This window comes from Telluria sp. B2, assembly GCF_051789535.1.
Lineage (GTDB): Bacteria > Pseudomonadota > Gammaproteobacteria > Burkholderiales > Burkholderiaceae_D > Telluria.
Genome location: NZ_CP196525.1, coordinates 4,888,996 through 4,909,846 on the forward strand (window position 1 = coordinate 4,888,996; position 20,851 = coordinate 4,909,846).

The window sequence follows — 20,851 nt, forward strand, 5'->3', positions numbered from 1 at the left end:
ATGCTGCTCCTGATCGACGCCGGCAATACGCGGGTCAAGTGGGCGCTTGCTCACCCGGACGCCCAGCCTGGTACGTGGTTCGCCGCGGGCGCGGCGCTGCATGAAGGGCTCGATGCGCTGGGCGCCGAATGGCAGGATGCGGGCGTGACGCGTGCCGTCGTCTCGAACGTCGCCGGCCCCGAACTGCGCGCGCGCCTGGCCGCCCTGCTCGGCGCCATCGAGGTCGAATGGTTCGCCTCCAGCGCCGCGCGGGCGGGCCTGGTGAACGGCTACCGCGAGCCTGGGCGTCTCGGCTGCGACCGCTTTGCCGCCGCCATCGGCGCGCGCGCGCTGGTCCCCGGCCAGGCGCTGGTCGTGGCCACCTGCGGCACCGCCACCACGGTCGACGCGGTCACGGCCGACGGACGCTTCGCCGGCGGCATGATCCTGCCGGGCCTGGCATTGATGGCCGGCGCGCTGGCGCGCAACACCGCCCAGCTGCCCCAGGCGACGCCGGGCGCCGCACCGCCGCCCCTGTTCGCGGACAATACCAACGACGCGATCGTCTCGGGCTGCCTGTCGGCCCAGGCCGGCGCGATCGAACGCGCGGTGGCCGGCCACGACGGCGCGGCCTGCATCCTTTCCGGCGGCGCCGCACCGTATATCGCGCCCGCCCTCAAGGTCGCGCACAGGCTGGTCGATAATATCGTGCTGGTCGGCCTGCACGCGGTAGCGCTGGCGGATGCGGCGAAAGGAGACTGAAGGGTGTTGAAATTCGTATTCTGGGCTTTGCTGGCTGCGAACGCGCTGCTGTTCGCCTACGGCCGCGGCCTGCTCGGCAGCGTGGACGCCGAGGTGCGCGAGCCGGCGCGGCTGCGCAACCAGGTGGCCCCCGACAAGCTGGTGCTGCTTACCGGAGAACAGGCGCAGACCCTGGCCGCCGCCGCCAGGGTCGAGGAAGAACCGGAACCTGCGGCTGCGGCGCTCGTCGAGGCCGAGCCCGAACCGGAAGCACCTGCGCCGACGCCGGCCGCGCCCGTCTTTGCCTGCCTCGAGACCGAGGCCTTCGCCGCCGGCGACGCGCGGCGCTTCGAGACACGCCTGGCGCGCCTCGACCTGGGCGCACGCCAGACCCGCCTGGCCATCCCCTTCCAGGAAGTGACCAGCCACCTGGTCTACCTGCCGCCGCAGGGCGGCAAGGAAGGCGCCGACCGCCGCGTGGCCGAGCTGCGCGAGCGCGGCGTGACCAATTTCTTCATCATGCAGGGCGACTCGCCGCTGCGCTGGGCAGTGTCGCTGGGCGTGTTCAAGACCGAGGCGGGCGCCCGCACGCTGGCGGCGGACCTGGCGAAACAGGGTGTGCAGGGCGTGCGCATCCTGCCGCGCGGTCCGCAGACCAACCGCTTCGCCTACCGGTTCCGGGACATCGATGCGCCGACGCGCAGCAGGATCGTCGAGGCCGGGCGCGGGTTTCCGGCGGCGGTGCTGCACATTTGCAAGTGATTGATGCTGGCGCGGGGCGCCGGTGGTGTGCATGAGCACCATACAGCGTGGACTCGGGAGTCCACCCTACAAAAGCGGTTTTCGTAGGGTGGGCACCTGTGCCCACGCTGTCGTGCTTATGCAATCCACCATGGTGACTGGACCGCCCTGAGGCGCCGGCCACCACGATCCGATTTACCGCCTCACCACGATCGGCTTGATCCCCAGGCCCGACGGCAATCCCTTCGCCGCTTCCTGCGCCGCGGCACGCGTCTCGAACGGCCCGCCATACAGACGGTTCACCGACCCGCTAGGCACGACTTCGATGGTGCCGACCGCCACGCCGGCATCGGCCAGCTGGCGGCTCATTTCCTGCGCCTTCTCGGCGCGGCTGTAGGAACCGAGCTGCAGGTAGAACTGCCTCGTCGCGGCTTTCGCCGGCAGCGCCTGGGCCACGGCGGCGCTGTCGGTCTGCACGCGGTCTTCCAGCATCAACGCGGCGATTTCCGGCGGCGCCCCCGCCGACTGCGCTTCCGAGGTCGCAGCACGGCGCTCCGAAGCCAGGCGCACCTCGTCGCCGGGGAACAGGCGCTCGAGTTCGACTTCGTGGCTGCCCTTGCCCAGCAGGCCCAGCTTCAGCGCGGCCGTATAGGAAACGTCGACGATGCGGCTGGCGTGGAAGGGGCCGCGGTCGTTGATGCGCACCACGACCGAGCGGCCGGTGGCGACGTGGGTGATGCGCGCGTACGAGGGGATCGGCAGCGTCGGATGCGCGGCCGTCATCTTGTACATGTCGTAGGGTTCGCCCGAGGACGTTTTCTGGCCATGGAACTTGACGCCATACCAGCTGGCGACGCCTTTCTGGACGAAGGGCTCCTCGTTCAGGATCGGGGTGTAGGTCTGGCCGAACACGGAATACGGACGGTTCGCCCACTTGGCGTAAGGTTCGTCCCTCACCACGGCGTCCGGCGTGAATTCCAGCCCTTCGGGGATATCCGTGCCCGGGCCATCGTCCTTGTAGTAGCCGCCTCGGCCGGACTTGGCCGGCGGCAGCTTGGGCGACAGCGGTGCGTGCTTGTCGGTCACTTTGTGTTTCCACGGCAGCGGGATCAGGGTCTTGTTTTCTCCTGTCGTCCCGCAGCCGGTCATCAACGCTGCTAACGCGATGACCACTGGGAGAGTTCTCGAAGCGGTCATGCGCGCGTCCTCTTCCTAGGTCTGCACCAGCTTGCGGTGCCTTTGAATGCTCATCAATATACCAGCGCCGAGCCCGAGCGTAATGAACGCAGTTCCGCCATAGCTCATGAAAGGTAACGGAACTCCGACCACGGGGAGGATCCCACTCACCATGCCCATGTTAACAAAGGCATAAGTAAAGAAGATCATCGTGATCGAACCGGCCAGCAGCCGGGAGAACATATTCGGGGCGTTGGCCGCAATCATCATGCCGCGGCCGATCAGCAGCAGGTAAATTACCAAAAGAAATAGGTTTCCGACAAGCCCAAATTCTTCCGAATAGACCGAAAACAGGAAGTCGGTGGTTTGTTCGGGCACGAATTCGAGCTGGCCCTGGGTGCCCTGGTGGTAGCCCTTGCCGGTCAGGCCGCCCGAGCCGATGGCGATCACGGACTGGATGATGTGGAAACCCTTGCCCAGCGGGTCCGAGGTCGGGTCGATCAGCGTCATGACCCGTTCGCGCTGGTAATCGTGCAACATCGACCAGGCCACCGGCAGGCTGGCCGCGCCCGCCACGGCGAGCGCGATCAGGATTTTCCACGACAGGCCGGCCAGGAAAATCACGTAGAAACCCGAGGCGCCGACCAGCAGGGCGGTGCCGAGGTCGGGCTGCTTGGCGATCAGCGTGAACGGGATGATCAGGAGCACGGCCGCGACCACATAGGATTTCCACTCCCCTATCCTGGCGCGCTGCTGGAAGTACCAGGCAATCATCAACGGTGTCGCGATCTTCATGATCTCGGAGGGCTGGATATCGACGCCCACATGCAGCCAGCGCCGCGCGCCCTTCTTGATGATGCCGAACATCGCCACCGCGACCAACAAGGCAATCCCGAAGGTGTAGACCGGCACCGCGAGGCGCATCAGCATCTGCGGCGGCACCAGCGCGGCCATCCACATGATGCCGAAAGCCAGGATGAAGTTGCGCATCTGCGCTTCCACCCGGCCCGGGAATTCGTGGCCGGCCGAGGACATGGTGATCATGCTGGTCGTGAGCAGCATGAACAGGACCATCGCCAGGGGCCAGTCGAATACGGTGAAATACGGCTTCAGGCGGCGGCTGAGCGAGCGCCGCTCCGGATAATAGGCCATCTGCTTACTCCTTGGTGGTGGCGGGCGGCGTGGCGGCGATCACGGCGGGGACCTGGGAAGGAACAGTCCCGTTTCCGGACGGCCGGGGGCCGGCCGGAACGGCAGGCGCTGGCTTGCCCGCGGCCGTGGCGGCGCCCGCCGGCGGCTTGGGCGGCGCCGGGCGCTTGCCGAGCAGGTAATAGTCGAGCGCCTTGCGTGCGATCGGCGCCGCTGCCGCCGCGCCGAAACCGGCGTTCTCGACCACCAGGGCGATCGCGATGCGCGGCTTGTCGGCCGGCGCGAATGCCGTGTAGAGCGCGTTGTCGCGGTGGCGCTCGTCGATCGCGTGGGCGTTGTACTTCTGCCCTTTCAGGCCGATCACCTGGGCGGTACCGGTCTTGCCACCCGAGATGTAGCCGGCGTTGGCGAAAACGCGGAAACCCGTTCCGTAGTTTTCCTGGGTCACGCCGACCATGGCGCGCTTGATGAAGTCGATGTTTTCCTGCTTGAGCGGGATGCGCCGGCTTTCCTTGGGCGTCGTCAGGGTGCGCTCGCGCGTGGCGCCGTCCTCGATCAGCTTGACCAGGTGCGGCTTCATCACCACGCCGTCGTTGGCCAGGTTGGCCACCGCGTGCGCCAGCTGGATGATGGTGTAGTTGTTGAAGCCCTGGCCGATACTGACCGAGATGGTGTCGCCGCCAACCCACTTCTGGGCGGCGCGGTTGCGCCTGAAGCGGTTGGCCTTCCACTCCTTCGAGGGCAGTACGCCCGACTTCTCGTGTTCGAGGTCGATCCCGGTGGGCGAACCGAAGCCGAAGGGGGCCATGAACCTGGCGATGTTGTCGATCCCCATGTCGTTGCCGAGCTGGTAATAATAGGTGTCGCAGGACTCGACGATCGACCTGTACATGTCGACGTAGCCGTGGCCGCCCGGCTTGTCGTCGTTGAAGCGGTGCCCGCCCAGGACGAAGAAGCCGGCGTCGCGGATGCCCTGCTCGGGCCGGCGGAAGCCCAGTTCGAGCGCGGCCAGCGACATGAAGGGCTTGAAGGTCGAACCGGGCGGATAGGTGCCCGACAGCGGACGGTTCATCAGCGGGCGGTCGAGCGAGGTATTCAATTCGTTCCAGCTCTGGGTATCGATACCGTCGACAAACAGGTTCGGGTCGAAGCCCGGGCGCGAGACATAGGCCAGCACGTCGCCGGTCTCGGGCTCGATCGCCACGAAGGCGCCGCGCTGGTCGCCGAAGGCTTCCTCGACCACCTTCTGCAGCTCGATGTCGATCGACAGGATCAGGTTGCTGCCCGGGATGGGCGGACGGCGCGACAGGGTGCGGATCGCGCGTCCGCCGGCCGAACGCTCGACTTCCTCGTAGCCGGTGGTGCCGTGCAGGTAGCGCTCGTACTTCTTCTCCAGGCCTTCCTTGCCGATGTGGTCGGTGCCGTTGTAGTTGGCGGCGTCGTCGCTCTCCTCGATCGCCGCGGCTTCACGGGCATTGATGCGGCCGATGTAGCCGACCACGTGCGAGGCGACTTCGCCCAGCGGATACTGGCGGAACAGGCGCGCCTGCACCTCGACGCCGGGGAAGCGGAAACGCTGGGCCGTGAAGCGGGCCACTTCATCGTCGGTCAGGCGGGTGCGCAGCGGCACGCTGGCGAAGCTGCGCGACTCTTCCAGCAGGCGCTTGAAGCGCTTGCGGTCCCTCGGCTCGATCGCCACCAGCTTGGCCAGCTCGTCGATCACCGAGTCCATGTTGGCCTGCAGCTTGGACGGTGTGATCTCGAGCGTATAGGCCGAGAAGTTCTGCGCCAGGACGACGCCGTTGCGGTCGACGATCAGGCCGCGGTTGGGTACGATCGGCACCAGCGCGATGCGGTTGTCCTCGGCCTGGGCGTGGTATTTGTCGTGCTGGATCACCTGCAGCCAGACGAAGCGGGCCACCAGGATGCCGAAGCAGACGAACACCAGCACCGCCAGCGCGGTCATGCGCATGCGGAACTGGTGGATCTCGCGGTCGCTATCTTTAATCTCGGTCATCTACTGCGTCGGTCATTTACTGCGTCGTCATTCGAACGGACTCAGATCGGGCGGGTATGGTCCCGGTCCACGGCGCGGCGCTGGGGCGCCAGCAGCAGCCAGGTGATCGCCGGCCACAGGGCGACGGCCACGGCGCTCTCGACGAAGTGCAGCCAGCCGCCGAAGCGGCCGGTCGCGAACACGTGCACCAGCGCCTGGATCGCCTGGGCCAGCAGCAGCAGCGGGAACACGTGCATGGCCTGGGTCAGCACCGGGAACCACAGCACGCGGCGGTGGATCATGATCGCCACGTAGGACAGCAGCGTGTAGGCCAGCGCGTTCTCGCCCAGCAGCGTGGCGTCGTGCACGTCCATCAGCAGGCCCATGCAGAAGGCCACGCCGATGCCGACCTTGCGCGGCTGGTGGATGCCCCAGAACACCAGCACCAGCGCGACGAAGTCCGGCGCGCCGATCCAGCGCCCCCAGGGCAGCAGGTTGAGCATGAAGGCGCAGGTCAGGCTGAAGGCGATGAACAGCGGGCTGACCGGCAGCAGGATGTAATGGGGACGGTTTCCGGGCATTTACGCGCCCTCCTTCATAGTGGCCGGCCGGACCGGCTGGGTCGCCGCGGCCGGTACCGCGCCGGGGCGGGCCGCGCCTTGGGTGGCCGCGGCGCTCGCCGGCCGCTGGCCGGCCGTGGCGGGCGCCGCGCCGCGGGCTGCGCCGCCGGGCACGGCGGCATTGGTGGGGGCGGCGTTCGGCGTGGCGGCGCCCGGCGCAGCGGCGGCCGGCGCCACACCCGTCGTCCCGCCCTGGGTGGCTGCCGGCGGCACCTGCGCCGGCAGCGGCGTGGCCGGCAGCGGCGGCAGCGGCACCGGGGCCATCTTCGGCAGGTTGCGGCGGCCGCCCTGGGCTGTCGGGGCCGGCGCATCGTGCGGACGCGGTTCGCGTGCGGCCTGCGACATCACGATCAGGAGCTGGCGGTTGCGGTCGATGCCGGCCAGCGGCTGGCACACCACGCGTCCGAACGCGCCGGCGGCGACGCTCTCGACCTGCACCACCTTGGCCACGGCCAGGCCGGCGGGATACATGCCGTCCAGCCCGGACGTGATCAGGATGTCGCCGACCTGGATGTCGGCATTCGGCGCGACGAAGCGCAGGTCGAGCAGGCCCGAGCGCCCGCGGCCGTAGGCCACGCTGCGCAGGCCCGAGCGCAGCACCTGCACGGGAATCGCCTGGTCCTTGTCGGTCAGGAGCGTCACTTCCGAGGTGAAGGGGAACACGCGGGTGACCTGGCCGACCACGCCGGCGTTGTCGATCACCGGCAGGCCGAGCTGCACGCCGTTGCGCGAGCCGCGGTCGAGCACGATGCGGCGCGTCGACGGATCGCGCGCGTCATACAGGATCTCGCCCATCATCGACTTGACCGGCAGGTGCTCGCGCGCCTCGAGCAGGCGGCGCAGGTGGGCGTTCTCGGCCATCTGGAGCTGGGCCTGCTGCATCGCCTGGGCCTGGGCCACCTGCTGGTTCTTGAGCTCGGCCACTTCCTTCTGCAGGCTGGAAAGCGAGGAAAAATAGTCGCCCATGCTGTAGATGGCGTCGCGCGGCATCAGCGCCGCCATCTGCAGCGGGTACAGCACGGTGGCGGCTACCTGGCGCACGGAGCCGAGCAGGTGCATGCGCGCGTCGACCACCAGCAGCACGATCGACAGCAGCGCGAACACGGTCACTTTCACCCGCGCGGGGGCGCCCTGTTTGAAAAGCGGCGGAGGACTGTATTCCATGACTTTCGATTAAGACGGGCCAGGCCCGGATAGCCACGTGGGCAGGCGGGCGGCTGACACCGCTCCCCTGCCCACGCTATTTACCAACTTGTAATCTGACCGCTACGCGCTTACTCGTACGAGAAGATCGAGCCCAGCTTGTCGTTGTGCTCCAGCGCCATGCCCGAGCCGCGTACCACGCAGGTCAGCGGGTCTTCGGCCACCAGCACCGGCAGGCCGGTCTCTTCCATCAGCAGGCGATCCAGGTCGCGCAGCAGTGCGCCGCCGCCGGTCAGCATCATGCCCTTCTCGGCGATGTCGGCGCCCAGTTCCGGCGGCGTCTGCTCGAGTGCATTCTTGACGGCCGAGACGATGTTGTTCAGCGGGTCGGTCAGGGCTTCCAGGATCTCGTTCGACGAGATCGTGAATGCACGCGGGATGCCTTCGGACAGATTGCGGCCCTTGACTTCCATTTCCTTCACTTCCGAACCCGGGAAGGCCGAACCTATTGCCTTCTTGATCGCTTCGGCGGTCTGTTCGCCGATCAGCATGCCGTAGTTGCGGCGGATGTAGTTGACGATCGCTTCGTCGAATTTGTCGCCGCCCACGCGCACCGAGCCCTTGTAGACCATGCCTCCCAGCGAGATGATGCCGACTTCGGTCGTGCCGCCGCCGATGTCGACCACCATCGAGCCGGTCGCGTCCGACACCGGCAGGCCGGCGCCGATCGCGGCAGCCATCGGTTCCTCGATCAGGTAGACCTGGGAGGCGCCGGCGCCCAGCGCCGATTCGCGGATCGCACGGCGCTCGACCTGGGTCGAACCGCAGGGTACGCAGATGATGATGCGCGGCGACGGACGGAAGAACTTCGAGTCGTGCACCATGCGGATGAACTGCTTGAGCATCTCTTCGGTGACGGTGAAGTCGGCGATCACGCCATCCTTCATCGGACGGATCGCCTCGATATTGCCCGGCACCTTGCCCAGCATCTGCTTGGCCTTCTTGCCGACCGCCTGGATCGTCTTCTTGCCGTTCGGGCCGCCCTGCTGGCGGATGGCCACGACCGACGGCTCATCCAGCACGATGCCCTGGCCGCGCACATAGATCAGCGTATTGGCGGTACCCAGGTCGATGGCCAGGTCGTTCGAGAAGTAACTGCGTAAAGAACCAAACATGTATGTCCTGATGCGCGCTAGCCGCGCCTAAACTATTGATCGGGAATTCTCGCCGCGCCGGCCCCAACACCAGGCCTACGGTCTTTTCATGCCGCGGCGGCTCTCATTCGGCGCCAACCACGCATTAGCCCGCCATTCTACCTTATAATTTACCGCTTAAACGCTGAAAACAGGTGGTTTTACCCCCCGGTTCCTCAAGCGAGATCGACGGGATTAGCAAGGTTTTATCGGCTGTAGCAAGGCGTTCAACAATCCGCGCCGCGATCCCGTCATGCGCCCAACCCCATTTTGAACGCGGCACTGCGCCGCGCCTTTTGCCATGTCCCTGACTCTTTCAGACGTAAAACGGATCGCCAATCTGGCCCAGCTCGATATGGATGAAGCCCACGCCGAGACCGCGCTGTCCGAGCTGAACGGCATTTTCGCCCTGGCCGAACAGATGCAGGCGATCGACACCACCGACGTTGCGCCCCTGTCGCATCCGCTGGCCGCGATCATGGCGCTGCCGCTGCGCCTGCGCGAAGACGTGGTCACGGAAGAAAACCGCCGCGACGCCTACCAGGCGCCGGCGCCGAAGACCCAGGACGGCCTGTACCTGGTGCCGAAGGTGATCGAGTAACCCAGCATCCACGAACAGAACACGCATATGCATAACAAGACTATCAAAGAGCTGTCCGCGCTGCTGCACGCGAAAGAGGTGTCGGCGACCGAACTGACCCGCCACTACCTGTCGCGCATCGAAGCGAGCGGCCACAACGCCTTCCTGCACGTCGATCCGGAGCTGTCGCTGGCCCAGGCCGCCGCCGCGGACGCGCGCATTGCGCAAGGCTCCGCAGGCCCCCTGACCGGCGTACCGATCGCCCACAAGGATATCTTCGTCACGCGCGGCTGGCGCACGACTGCCGGCTCGAAGATGCTGGCCAACTACGTCAGCCCGTTCGATGCCACCGTGGTCGAGAAATTCGCCGCGGCCGGCATGGTCACCCTGGGCAAGGTCAACCTCGACGAATTCGCGATGGGCTCGTCGAACGAGAACTCGGCGTTCGCTCCGGTGCAGAACCCCTGGGACCCGTTGGCCGTGCCGGGCGGCTCCTCGGGCGGCTCTGCCGCCGCGATCGCCGCGCGCCTGGCCCCCGCCGCGACCGCCACCGACACCGGCGGCTCGATCCGCCAGCCGGCCGCCTTCTGCGGCGTCACCGGCATCAAGCCGACCTACGGCCGCGTCTCGCGCTTCGGCATGATCGCGTTTGCCTCCTCGCTCGACCAGGGCGGCCCGATCGCCCAGACCGCCGAGGACTGCGCCCTGCTGCTGAACGAAATGGTGGGCCACGACGAGCGCGACTCGACCAGCCTCACCCCTGAACAGGGCAACGGCCGCGAAGACTTCACGCGCGACCTGAACCAGCCCTTGACCGGCCTGCGCATCGGCGTGCCGAGCGAATACTTCGGCGAAGGCCTGGCAAGCGACGTCGAACAGGCCGTACGCGCCGCGCTCGAGCAGTTCGTCAAGCTGGGCGCGACCCTGGTCGACATCTCGCTGCCGAAGACCGCCCTGTCGATCCCGACCTACTACATCATCGCCCCGGCCGAGGCCTCGTCGAACCTGTCGCGCTTCGACGGCGTGCGCTACGGCCACCGCGCCAGCGAGTACAAGGACCTGCAGGACATGTACAGGAAAACCCGCGCCGAAGGTTTTGGGCGCGAGGTCCAGCGCCGCATCATGGTCGGCACCTACGTGCTCTGCCATGGCTACTACGACGCCTACTACGTCCAGGCGCAGAAGATCCGCCGCCTGATCGCCGACGACTTCCAGGCAGCCTTTGCCGACAAGTGCGACGTGATCATGGGCCCGGTGGCCCCGACGGTGGCGTGGGACCTGGGCTCGAAGGCGAACGACCCGGTCGCCAACTACCTGGCCGACATCTTCACCCTGTCGACCAGCCTGGCCGGCCTGCCTGGCATGTCGATCCCGGTCGGCTTCGGCCAGGGAGAAAAGAACGCCAAGCGCCCGGTCGGCCTGCAAATCATCGGCAACTACTTTGCCGAAGCGAAGCTGCTGAACATCGCGCACCAGTACCAGCAGGTCACCGACTGGCACCAGCGCACACCCGAAGGCATCTAACGCATCAGGAATCGGACCGTAGGGTGGGCACCCCGTGCCCACGCGAAACGCATGAACAGCCCGCGGCGGCATTGATGAACAGCCCGCGGCCCGAACCGAACAGAAAAGAGAGAACACCATGCAATGGGAAGTCGTCATCGGTCTTGAGAACCACGTCCAGCTCACGACCAACTCGAAAATCTTCAGCGGCAGCTCGATCCAGTTCGGCGCCGAGCCGAACACGCAGGCCAGTCCTGTCGACCTGGCGCTGCCGGGCGTGCTGCCCGTGATGAACAAGGGTGCGGTCGAGCGCGCGATCCGCTTTGGCCTGGCGGTCGGGGCGAAAATCGCGCCGCAGTCGGTCTTCGCGCGCAAGAACTACTTCTACCCCGACCTGCCGAAGGGCTACCAGATCAGCCAGTTCGAGGACCCGGTGGTCCAGGGCGGCACCCTCACCTTCGGTTACGAAAAGGACGGCAAGCTCGAGACCAAGACCGTCAACCTGACCCGGGCCCACCTGGAAGAGGACGCCGGCAAATCGCTGCACGAGGACTATGCCGGCATGACCGGCATCGACCTGAACCGCGCCGGCACGCCGCTGCTCGAGATCGTCTCGGAGCCGGAAATGCGCAGCGCCGCCGAAGCGGTCGCCTACGCGAAGGCCCTGCACGGCCTGGTGATGTGGCTGGGCGTCTGCGACGGCAACATGCAGGAAGGCTCGTTCCGCTGCGACGTCAACGTCTCGGTGCGTCCGCTGGGCCAGAAGGAATTCGGCACCCGCTGCGAGATCAAGAACCTGAATTCCTTCCGCTTCATGGAAGAAGCGATCCACTACGAAGTGCGCCGCCAGATCGAGCTGATCGAAGACGGCGGCAAGGTGGTGCAGGCCACCCGCCTGTGGGACCCGGACCGCAAGGAAACCCGCGCCATGCGCTCGAAAGAGGACGCGCAGGATTACCGCTATTTTCCGGACCCGGACCTGCCGCCCCTGATGATCTCGCAGGAATGGATCGAGCGCGTGAAGGCCGAGATGCCCGAACTGCCGGGCGCCATGCGCGCGCGCTTCACCGGCGACTACGGCCTGCCGGAGTACGACAGCCTGATCCTCACCTCTTCGCAGGGCATGGCGACGTACTACGAAGCCGTGGTGGCGAAAGCCGGCAAGGAAAACGCGAAGGCGGTCGCCAACTGGATGATGGGCGACGTCTCCTCGACCCTGAACCGCGAAGGCGTGGACATCAGCGAGTCGCCGGTCGCGGCCGCACAACTGGCGCTGCTCATCAAGCGCATCGCCGACGGCACCATCTCGAACAAGGCGGCGAAGGAAGTGTTCGCGGCGATGTGGGAAGCGAAGTCGCCCGATGAAAACCTGGCCGATACCGTGATCGAACAGAAGGGCCTGAAGCAGATCTCGGACACCGGCGCCCTCGAAGCGATCGTGGACGAAGTGCTGGCCGCGAACGCCAAGTCGGTCGAGCAGTACCGCGCCGGCAAGGAAGCGGCGATCAACGCCCTGATCGGCCAGACCATGAAGGCCTCGAAGGGCAAGGCGAATCCGGCCCAGGTGACGGAGCTCTTGAAGAAGAAGCTGGCCGGCTGATCGGTCTGGCATCGTGAAGCAAAAAAAACCGAAGCAACGCTTCGGTTTTTTTATGCCTGCAGGCGCTTGCAGAAGGACGTAGGGTCACCGCATCCGCTTACACGCCGTAACGCGCCCGGTACGCCGCCACCGCTTCCTTGTGCTGGCCCAGCTCGGCGCCCGCCGCTTCGCCCGACAGATAGGTGAACAGGTCGTCCAGGTTGGCGATCGAGATGACGGGAATGCCGAATTCCTTCGCCACCTGCTGCACCGCCGAGCCCTCCGACAGCGCGTCGTCCTTGCCCGAGCGCTCCATGCGGTCGAGCGCGATCAGCACCGCTGCCGGCTCGGCGCCGGCGGCGCGGATCATGTCGACCGATTCGCGCACCGAGGTGCCGGCCGAGATCACGTCGTCGACGATGACGACCTTGCCCTGCAGTTTGGCGCCGACGATGGTGCCGCCTTCGCCGTGGTCCTTGGCTTCCTTGCGGTTGTAGGCGAACGAGGCGTTGCGGCCCTGGGCAGCCAGCGCCACCGCGGTCGCGGACGCCAGGGTGATGCCCTTGTAGGCCGGGCCGAACAGCATGTCGAACTCGACGCCGGAGGCGAGCAGGGTCTGGGCGTAGAACTGCGCCAGGCGGCCGAGGGTGGCGCCGTCGTGGAACAGGCCGGCATTGAAGAAGTAAGGCGAGAGCCGCCCGGCCTTGGTCGTGAATTGACCGAATCGTAAGACTTCGGTCTCGACCGAAAACGCAATAAACTCCTGGCGCAGATTGCTCACGCTGTTCTCCTGAAATTCGAAAACAGGTATTGTAATCCGCGCCGCCGCGCCCGCGCCGGCCAAGCCCTGCTTTTATGGCGCCGACGCCAGGCGCGCGACCTGCTCGGGACTGATCGGCTTGACCAGGTGCTGGGCGAAGCCGGCCTGCTCGCTGCGCAGCCGGTCCGCGTCCTGGCCGTAGCCGGACAGCGCGATCAGGCGGCACGGGTGCGTCCCCAGCAGCGCGCGCAGGCGCACGGCGAGCTCGTAGCCGTCCATGCCCGGCAGGCCGATGTCGAGCACGGCGATGTCGGGCTGGATGCGCGCCGCCGCCTCGAGCGCCGTCAGCGGATCGTTGAACACCTCGACCTCGTGGCCGTGCGCCGTCAGGAGCAGGCCGAGCGTCTCGGCGGCGTCGGCATTGTCGTCGACGAGCATGATGCGTTTCCCGGACGCCGCCGGGACAGGCTGCTCCGGCATGCCGGCCGCATCGGGGAGCCTGCCCCGGCTGCGCTCCGGCAGGCGCACCACGAACTCGCTGCCCTGCCCCAGGCCCGCGCTGTGCGCCTCGACCGTACCGCCGTGCAGCTCGACGATGTTCTTGACCAGCGCCAGGCCGATGCCCAGTCCGCCGTCGCTGCGGTCGACGCTGCGTTTGCCCTGGAAGAACAGGCCGAACACCTGGGTCAGCATGTCCGGCGCCAGGCCGATGCCGCTGTCGCTGACCGCGATACGCAGCCAGCCGGCGCCGTCGCGGCCAGCGCGCAGGCTCACCTGGCCGCCGGGCTCGGTGTAGCGCGCGGCATTGGTCAGCAGGTTCGACACCACCTGGGCCAGGCGCATCGGATCGCCCGTCCAGTGCACGCCTGGCTCGATGTCGACCGCGAGACGGTGGCCGCGCTGCTCGAGCAGCGGGCTGGCCATCTCGACCGCCTTCGACAGCGGCCGCTGGATGTCGACCTCCTCGAACTTCAGCTCGATCTGGCCGCGCGTGGCGCGCGCCACGTCCATCAGGTCGTCCACCAGGCGTACCAGGTGCTCGACCTGGCGCTCGATGATCTCGCGCTCGCGCAGCGCGCCGGCGTCGCCGCGCATGCGCATCAGCTGCAGTGCGGTGACGATCGGCGAGAGCGGGTTGCGCAGTTCGTGCCCGAGCATGGCCAGGAATTCGTCCTTGGTGCGGTTGGCCGCCGTTAGTTCCTCCAGCAGGCGCTGGCGTTCGGCATGGGCGCGCTCCAGGCTGCGCCGGCTACGCACCTGCCCGGTCTCGTCGACGGCGACAACGATGATGCCGCGCTCGTCCCCGGCAATGGCGTCGAGCGGCTCCAGGCTGAACTTCAGGAAGCGTTCCTCGGTCCCGCCGTCGGCCCGCAGCAGTTCGACGCGCAGCTCCTCGGCCGTGTACGCCTGCCCGGTCTGGTAGACCTGGCGCAGCAGGCGCATCACCTCGCTGTCGGCCAGCTCCGGGAAGACCTCGGCGAAGGTCTTCGCTTCCAGGTCATTGCGTTCGACCAGTTCGCAGTAACGGCGGTTGGCCAGCCGGAAGGTGAACTCGGGGCCCATCAGCAGCGCCGTGGCGACCGGTGCGTTGAGCAGCATGCGGTCGCGTTGCGCCAGTGCCTGGTCGCGCTGGTGGCGCTCGGTCGCGTCGCGGGTGAAGCAGCGCGTGTAGCGCAGCTCGCCGTTTTCGAAGGCCCCGTTGGAATGGATCAGCACATGCTTGACCGAGCCATCCTTGCAGCGCAGGCGGGCCGGCTGGTCGTACAGCGTCCCGCCGCTGCGCAAGGTCGTGAGGATGTGCCGGATGACCGTGGGATCGACGTGGAAGTCGGCGATGTGGCGGCCGACATATTCTTCCCACCGATAGCCGAGCATATGCAGCTCGGCCTTGTTGGCCCAGAGAATGGTGCCGTCGGGCCCGACCCGGTGCAAGCCCTCGGCCGCGTTCTCGACGAAATCGGCCAGCTCGCGTTCGCGCTGGCGCAGCGCCTGTTCGGCCTCCTCGCGGCGCGCGATCTCGGCATCGAGCCGCAGCGCCCTGCGCTCGAGCTTCACGAGATCGAGCGGCTTGCCCTTGACGTCGTGCACATGTCCGGCCGGCGCATGCGCGCAGGCGTGCGTGTGCTCGGCACAAACCTGTTCGAAGTGTTCGGCCAGCTCCACGCTTGGGAACACCTGCCACGGATAGGCGCAAAACAGCGAGAAATGCATTTCATCGGCCGGCTCGTTCCACAGCTGTTCGAGGCGGATCGCCCCCTTGTAGTTGCCGTCCGCGCAGAGCAGCGCCACCATCTCGCCGAAGGCATGCAGCGGACCGCCACGGGCGACCGCCGGCGCGGCGGCACGGCGGATGAGGTCCTTGAACGCGTGCGCGTCCGGCCAGCCATCGATCATGAAGCGGTCCAGGCTCGCGCGCGTGTCGAGGAAGACGAGATGGGCAGGTGCGCCATCGCCCTCCGCCAGCCGCGTGCGCAGCTGTGCAGTGTGCTCCGGGGTCGCAATGACGAGGCCGCTACCGCACGTTCGCAAGGCAAGCGCGACGTACTCGGCAACTTCGTCGACCAGAACAGCATCGTCTTCGTAGAACCGCACAAAGTGTGCGTTGCCGCCGTGCTTCTCAAGCGGCGTTTCGCCATGATCGATGAACACGTTGATTCCTTTGCTTTATTGCCACACAACATGAAATGTGTCGTCAGCACTGGGCAGTGTAACAGACTACGGCCGGGCTGCTCCGCCTTTGGCCAAGCACTGCCGATGCCGGCCGCCGCCATTCCGGCTGCGCGGAAAAAGCGCTACACTGTCGCCCGCAACGCTCTACCAAGCGTCAGCATGCACAGCACGGCCGCGGATCCTGCCGCGGCCCGGACCCGGGGCGGCGCCGCCCTTTTCTATTTCCCGATCCATGCCAAGAATTATTTCCGCGAACCTGAACGGCATCCGTTCCGCCCACAAAAAAGGTTTCTTCAACTGGCTGGCGTCGCAAGACGCCGACTACATCTGCGTGCAGGAACTGAAGTGCCAGGAAGCCGACATGACCGAGGAGCTGCTGGGGCCGCACGGCTACCACGGCCACTTCCACTACGCCGAAAAGAAGGGTTATTCGGGCACGGGCGTGTACAGCCGCAATGCTCCCGACAACAAGCGCATCGGCTTCGGCTGCGCCGAATTCGACGCCGAAGGCCGCTACACCCGCTGCGATTTCGGCAACCTGACCGTGATCTCGCTGTACGCCCCGTCGGGCTCCTCGTCGCCCGAGCGCCAGCTGGCCAAGTTCCGCTTCATGGACGTCTTCCTGCCGCACCTGCAGGAGCTGAAGGCGGAAGGCCGCGAGGTCGTGATCTGCGGCGACTGGAACATCGCACACAAGGAAATCGACCTGAAGAACTGGAAGAGCAACCAGAAGAATTCGGGCTTCCTGCCGGAAGAACGCGCCTGGATGACGCGCATCTTCGACGAGCTGGGCCTGGTAGACGTGCACCGCGTCGTGGCGCCGGACACTGCCGACTACACCTGGTGGAGCAACCGCGGCCAGGCCTGGGCCAAGAACGTCGGTTGGCGCATCGACTACCACGTCGCGACCCCGGGTATCGCCGCCACGGCGCATGCGGTGTCGGTCTACAAGGACGAGCGCTTTTCGGATCACGCGCCGCTGATCATCGATTACAGGCTGTGATGCATGGTGGGCACGGGGCGCCCACCCTACGATGGTTCCGTGCCCGACATTCAATAAAGCCGTAGGATGGGCGCCCCGTGCCCGCCAATGCCCTATGCTGGCCAGTCCAGCGTGCGCTCGCTGTGGAAGGTACGCTGCTCGCCCGTCAAAGGATCCTCGAAGCCGATCGAGCGCGCCAGCAGCTGCAGCGGCGCGCTGAAATCGTCCCCCTTGCAGGGCAGCGCCACCGGATAGAAGGCATCGTTCAGGATCGGCGCCCCCAGGGACGCGAGGTGCAGGCGCAACTGGTGCTTGCGCCCTGTGTGCGGATGCAGGCGGTAGCGCACCACGTCACCGCGGCGCTCGATCATCTCCACCACCGTTTCCGAATTCGGCTCGCCCGGCACCTCTTCGCTGACGAAAAACTGCGCCGCATCCTGCATCCGGCTGCGGTAAGTGAAGGGAAATTCCCGTCCTTCGATCGGCCCCGCCAGGGCTTCGTAGACCTTTTTCACCACACGCTTCTGGAACATCGACTGGTATGTGCCGCGCGTCTCGATATTGTGCGAGAAGATCACCACGCCGGCGGTCTCGCGGTCGAGCCGGTGGATGGGCACCAGGTGCGGCAGCTCGAGCTGGGCCTTCAGGCGCACCAGCAGGGTCTCGTGCAGGAAGCGCCCGGTCGGGATCATCGGCAGGAAGTGCGGCTTGTCGACGATGAGCAGGTGCTCGTCCTGGAACAGGATCTGTTCCTTGAACGGGATCGGCGTCTCGGCCTCGTCGAGCTCGCGGTAATACCAGATGCGCATGCCCTTGCGGACATGGCTGTCCGCCTGCAGGGGCCGGCCTTGCGCGTCGACGACTTCTCCGCGCTGCAGGCGCGCGGCCCAGGACGCGCGCGACACGTCGGGAAAACGCTCGGCCAGGAAACGCAGCATGCCGCCGGCGAGCGTCTCGGTCAGCCACAGGTAGCTGGGCGCGACCCCCTTGCGGACCGGCAGGGGGACGTAGGAGTTGGCTTCGGCCTGCTGCCCCATCTGCTTACTTCAGTGCGACGTTGGTGCGGTAGGGCGGCAGCCTGTTGACGGTCGTGCCTTTCGCGCGCGCGTACAGCGGCAGCAGCACGTTCATGTGCCGCTCCATGTCGCCGATGCGGGTTTCGCCGCCCGGGTGGGTCGACATGAATTCCGGCGGCGCCGCCTTGTTCAGCGCGCCCATCTTGCGCCACAGGGCCACGCCCGCACGCGGATCGTAGCCGGCGCGGGCGGCGATATCGAGGCCGACCAGGTCGGCCTCGCGTTCCTCGTCGCGCGAGAATTTCAGGACGACGCCCTGCCCGACCAGGCCGGTGACGGTATTGGTGATGCTCGGGTCGATGCCGAAGATGGCCGCGCCCAGGGCGCCGGCGCCGCGCGCCACCATCGAGGTGATGCCCGACTTGGCGGTGCGCTCGCGGCCGTGTTCACGCAGCGCGTGCGCGATCTCGTGGCCCATGATGGCGGCCATCTCGTCGTCGGTCAGTTTCAGCTGGTTGATGATGCCGGTGAAGAAGCCGATGCGGCCGCCCGGCATGCAGAAGGCATTGACCTGCGGGGAATCGAACAGGTTGACCTGCCATTGCCAGTTTTTCGCCGACTGGTTCCAGCGCGGCGTATGCGGAATGATGCGCTGGGCGACACCGCGCAGGCGCTTCACCTGCGGGTCGCTGGCCGGGACCAGCGCCCCTTTCTGCTGCGCCTCCGACACCATTTGCTGGTATTGCTGGGCCGCCGCTTCGTTCATCTGCTCTTCCGGGACGAGCACGCGGACCCGGGACAGCGGCTTGACGGCGATGCCGTCCTGGACAACTTGCTCCTGGGCATAGGCGGTGCCGATGCTGGCGAGCATCGTCAGGCTGAGAGCGAGGTGTTTGAGTTTCTTCATGGTATCGGTAGCCGTGCTGTTTTTGATAACAACATCGTCGCAGAAATACGTGGATGGGGTACGCACGAATGGTATGCACAAGCGCGGTCGCCATGATGGCGCAAGGTGGCGGATGGCGCAACCGTTGGGGTTCAGGTCGGTCGTCTCCTCAAGCGCTTCCTGTAGGGTGGGCACCCCGTGCCCACGCGGATGCTCGCTCTACGTTAGCCATTTTAAGGCTGCGGAGTGAGCTCATGGTGACAGTGTGCCCTGATCTGCCGATAACGTCGTAACGCAGCCAACATCTGCGGATTTTCGCGTGGGCACGGAGTGCCCACCCTACAGTCGCCGTCAACAATCAGGCCGGCTTCGCCTTCTTGCGCAAACGGAACACCGCCAGGCTGCCACGCAAATTCGGCAGGAAGCTCACCGGCTTGCCCTCGGCCAGCGCCACGTAGTCCAGCACTTCCAGCCCGCACTCCTCGGCCAGTTCCTTGAAGTCGTAGATCGTGGCGTAGCGCACGTTCGGGGTGTCGAACCACTGGTAGGGCAGCGTGCGCGAGACCGGCATGCGGCCCTTGAGCAGCGCCATCCTGTGCGGCCAGTAGGCGAAGTTGGGGAAGGAGACGATGGCCTCGGTGCCGACGCGCACGATGTCGCGCAGGCGCGCCTCGACATGCAGCATCATCTGCAGCGACGAGAGACACAGCACCGTGTCGAAGGAATTGTCGCCGAACAGGTCCAGCCCTTCTTCCATGTCGTGCTGGATCACGCTGATGCCGCGGCGCGTGCTCTCGAGCACCTTGTCGTCGGCGATCTCGATACCGTAGCCGGTGCAATTCTTGCCCGTTTCCAGGTAGCGCAGCATGGCGCCGTCGCCGCAGCCGACGTCGAGCACATGCGCGCCCTTGCGCACCCAGTCGGCGATGAAGGCCAGGTCGGGGCGCAGGGTTTTCAGATCTTCGAATTTCATACCGCCTCCTTGGCCTTGCCCTGTTCCCAGATGCGGTCGTAATAGGCCCGCACCACGCCCATGTAGCGCGCGTCTTCCAGCAGGAAGGCGTCGTGCCCGTGCGGCGCGTCGATCTCGGCGTAGGTCACCTTGCGGCGATTGGACACCAGGGCTTCGACGATCTCGCGGCTGCGCTCCGGCGAGAAGCGCCAGTCGGTGGTGAAGGAGGCGATCAGGAACTGGGCGCGGGTGCCGGCCAGCGCCTTGGTCAGGTCGCCGCCGTGCTCGCGCGCCGGGTCGAAGTAGTCGAGCGCCTTGGTGATCAGGAGGTAGGTATTCGCGTCGAAGTATTCCGAGAACTTGTCGCCCTGGTAGCGCAGGTAGGACTCGATCTCGAAGTCGATGCCGAAGTCGAATTTGTAGTCGTTGGTCTCGGCGGCGTTGCGCAGCTTGCGGCCGAATTTTTCCGCCATGTCGTCGTTCGACAGGTAGGTGATGTGGCCGACCATGCGCGCGACCTTCAGGCCGTTCTTCGGGACCACGCCGTGTTCATAGAAATCGCCGCCGCGGTAGTCCGGATCGGTGAGGATGGCCTGGCGCGCGACGTCGTTGAAGGCGATGTTCTGGGCCGACAGTTTCGGCGTGGAGGCGATCACGATGCAGTGGCGCAGGCGCTCGGGGAACATGATGCTCCACGAGAGGGCCTGCATGCCGCCGAGCGAGCCGCCCATGACGGCCGCGAACTGTTCGATGCCGAGGCGGTCGGCCAGGCGCGCCTGCGCGGCGACCCAGTCCTCCACCGTCAGCAGCGGAAACGCCGCGCCGTAGGGCTTGCCGGTGGCCGGGTTGGTGTGCATCGGGCCGGTCGAGCCGAAGCAGGAACCGAGGTTGTTGACGCCGATGACAAAGAAGCGGTCGGTGTCGACCGGCTTGCCTGGCCCGACCATGTTGTCCCACCAGCCGGCGCTTTTCGGCTGGTCGGCATAGGTGCCGGCCACGTGGTGCGAGGCGTTCAGCGCGTGGCAGATCAGCACCGCGTTCGAGCGATCGGCATTCAATGTGCCGTAGGTTTCATACATCAGCGTGTAGTCGCCGATGCTGGCGCCGCTTTGCAGGCGCAGCGGTTCGGCGAAATGCATCGCTTGCGGTGAGACGATTCCAATGGATCCCATGAGACTTTCTTCG

18 protein-coding genes are annotated in these 20,851 nt (G+C 66.4%); 6 read left to right on the forward strand and 12 right to left on the reverse strand.

Annotated elements, in window-relative coordinates; translation table 11 throughout:
- Both ACSUZJ_RS21630 and ACSUZJ_RS21635 read left to right on the forward strand, forming a co-directional pair.
- Complete coding sequence (locus tag ACSUZJ_RS21630) at positions 1–741, forward strand: type III pantothenate kinase (RefSeq protein WP_499411627.1); 741 nt, start codon at positions 1–3, stop codon at positions 739–741.
- A 3-nt stretch (positions 742–744) separates the two neighbouring features.
- A complete protein-coding gene (locus ACSUZJ_RS21635) occupies positions 745–1,482 on the forward strand; it encodes an SPOR domain-containing protein (protein ID WP_499411629.1) in 738 nt (245 codons plus the stop codon).
- A 174-nt stretch (positions 1,483–1,656) separates the two neighbouring features.
- On the opposite strand, the gene ACSUZJ_RS21640 is transcribed toward ACSUZJ_RS21635, so the two are convergent.
- From ACSUZJ_RS21640 to ACSUZJ_RS21665, 6 genes are all read right to left on the reverse strand, one after another.
- Positions 1,657–2,658, reverse strand: coding sequence for a septal ring lytic transglycosylase RlpA family protein (locus ACSUZJ_RS21640; RefSeq protein ID WP_499411630.1), 1,002 nt, complete (start codon positions 2,656–2,658; stop codon positions 1,657–1,659).
- A gap of 15 nt (positions 2,659–2,673) precedes the next feature.
- Positions 2,674–3,789, reverse strand: coding sequence for a rod shape-determining protein RodA (gene rodA / locus ACSUZJ_RS21645; RefSeq protein ID WP_499411631.1), 1,116 nt, complete (start codon positions 3,787–3,789; stop codon positions 2,674–2,676).
- A 4-nt stretch (positions 3,790–3,793) separates the two neighbouring features.
- Positions 3,794–5,803 (reverse strand): penicillin-binding protein 2, encoded by a 2,010-nt coding sequence (gene mrdA / locus ACSUZJ_RS21650; RefSeq protein ID WP_499411633.1) that lies wholly within the window; start codon positions 5,801–5,803, stop codon positions 3,794–3,796.
- 41 nt (positions 5,804–5,844) lie between these two features.
- Entirely contained in the window at positions 5,845–6,363 is a 519-nt protein-coding gene (gene mreD / locus ACSUZJ_RS21655) for a rod shape-determining protein MreD (protein ID WP_499411635.1), read from the reverse strand.
- Positions 6,364–7,566: a rod shape-determining protein MreC gene (gene mreC, locus ACSUZJ_RS21660; protein ID WP_499411637.1), complete on the reverse strand. Its 1,203-nt coding sequence runs from the start codon at positions 7,564–7,566 to the stop codon at positions 6,364–6,366. It lies immediately after the preceding gene.
- A gap of 110 nt (positions 7,567–7,676) precedes the next feature.
- Positions 7,677–8,720: a rod shape-determining protein gene (locus tag ACSUZJ_RS21665; protein WP_056338938.1), complete on the reverse strand. Its 1,044-nt coding sequence runs from the start codon at positions 8,718–8,720 to the stop codon at positions 7,677–7,679.
- A 319-nt stretch (positions 8,721–9,039) separates the two neighbouring features.
- Here ACSUZJ_RS21665 and gatC point away from each other — a divergent pair, with 319 nt between their 5' ends.
- The 3 genes from gatC to gatB all read left to right on the forward strand — a co-directional run bounded on the left by gatC (position 9,040) and on the right by gatB (position 12,421).
- Positions 9,040–9,339 (forward strand): Asp-tRNA(Asn)/Glu-tRNA(Gln) amidotransferase subunit GatC, encoded by a 300-nt coding sequence (gatC, locus tag ACSUZJ_RS21670; protein WP_499411639.1) that lies wholly within the window; start codon positions 9,040–9,042, stop codon positions 9,337–9,339.
- Between the two features lie 27 nt (positions 9,340–9,366).
- The gene (gene gatA, locus ACSUZJ_RS21675) at positions 9,367–10,842 is read left to right on the forward strand and encodes an Asp-tRNA(Asn)/Glu-tRNA(Gln) amidotransferase subunit GatA (protein ID WP_499411640.1); all 1,476 of its coding nucleotides are present in this window, start codon (positions 9,367–9,369) and stop codon (positions 10,840–10,842) included.
- A 118-nt stretch (positions 10,843–10,960) separates the two neighbouring features.
- Complete coding sequence (gatB, locus tag ACSUZJ_RS21680) at positions 10,961–12,421, forward strand: Asp-tRNA(Asn)/Glu-tRNA(Gln) amidotransferase subunit GatB (protein WP_499411642.1); 1,461 nt, start codon at positions 10,961–10,963, stop codon at positions 12,419–12,421.
- A gap of 97 nt (positions 12,422–12,518) precedes the next feature.
- Here the strand turns inward: gatB and pyrE are convergent, their stop codons facing one another.
- Together pyrE and ACSUZJ_RS21690 are read right to left on the reverse strand one after the other, a co-directional pair.
- Positions 12,519–13,181 carry an orotate phosphoribosyltransferase gene (gene pyrE, locus ACSUZJ_RS21685; RefSeq protein ID WP_499411644.1) on the reverse strand — a complete coding sequence of 221 codons (663 nt, stop codon included), beginning with the start codon at positions 13,179–13,181 and terminating at the stop codon, positions 12,519–12,521.
- A 72-nt stretch (positions 13,182–13,253) separates the two neighbouring features.
- Positions 13,254–15,809 (reverse strand): hybrid sensor histidine kinase/response regulator, encoded by a 2,556-nt coding sequence (locus ACSUZJ_RS21690; protein ID WP_499411646.1) that lies wholly within the window; start codon positions 15,807–15,809, stop codon positions 13,254–13,256.
- Between the two features lie 253 nt (positions 15,810–16,062).
- On the opposite strand from ACSUZJ_RS21690, the gene ACSUZJ_RS21695 reads away from it, so the two are divergent.
- Positions 16,063–16,833, forward strand: a complete 771-nt coding sequence (locus ACSUZJ_RS21695; protein WP_499411648.1) for an exodeoxyribonuclease III — start codon at positions 16,063–16,065, stop codon at positions 16,831–16,833.
- A 92-nt stretch (positions 16,834–16,925) separates the two neighbouring features.
- Here the strand turns inward: ACSUZJ_RS21695 and ACSUZJ_RS21700 are convergent, their stop codons facing one another.
- The 4 genes from ACSUZJ_RS21700 to metX all read right to left on the reverse strand — a co-directional run bounded on the left by ACSUZJ_RS21700 (position 16,926) and on the right by metX (position 20,805).
- Positions 16,926–17,849, reverse strand: a complete 924-nt coding sequence (locus ACSUZJ_RS21700; RefSeq protein ID WP_499411650.1) for a pseudouridine synthase — start codon at positions 17,847–17,849, stop codon at positions 16,926–16,928.
- Positions 17,850–17,853: 4 nt separating this feature from the next.
- Positions 17,854–18,735: a M48 family metallopeptidase gene (locus tag ACSUZJ_RS21705; protein ID WP_499411651.1), complete on the reverse strand. Its 882-nt coding sequence runs from the start codon at positions 18,733–18,735 to the stop codon at positions 17,854–17,856.
- 337 nt (positions 18,736–19,072) lie between these two features.
- Positions 19,073–19,687 carry a methionine biosynthesis protein MetW gene (gene metW, locus ACSUZJ_RS21710; protein WP_499411652.1) on the reverse strand — a complete coding sequence of 205 codons (615 nt, stop codon included), beginning with the start codon at positions 19,685–19,687 and terminating at the stop codon, positions 19,073–19,075.
- Complete coding sequence (gene metX / locus ACSUZJ_RS21715) at positions 19,684–20,805, reverse strand: homoserine O-succinyltransferase MetX (protein WP_499416638.1); 1,122 nt, start codon at positions 20,803–20,805, stop codon at positions 19,684–19,686. The genes metW and metX overlap by 4 nt, the downstream gene beginning before the upstream one ends.
- Positions 20,806–20,851: the final 46 nt, after the last annotated feature.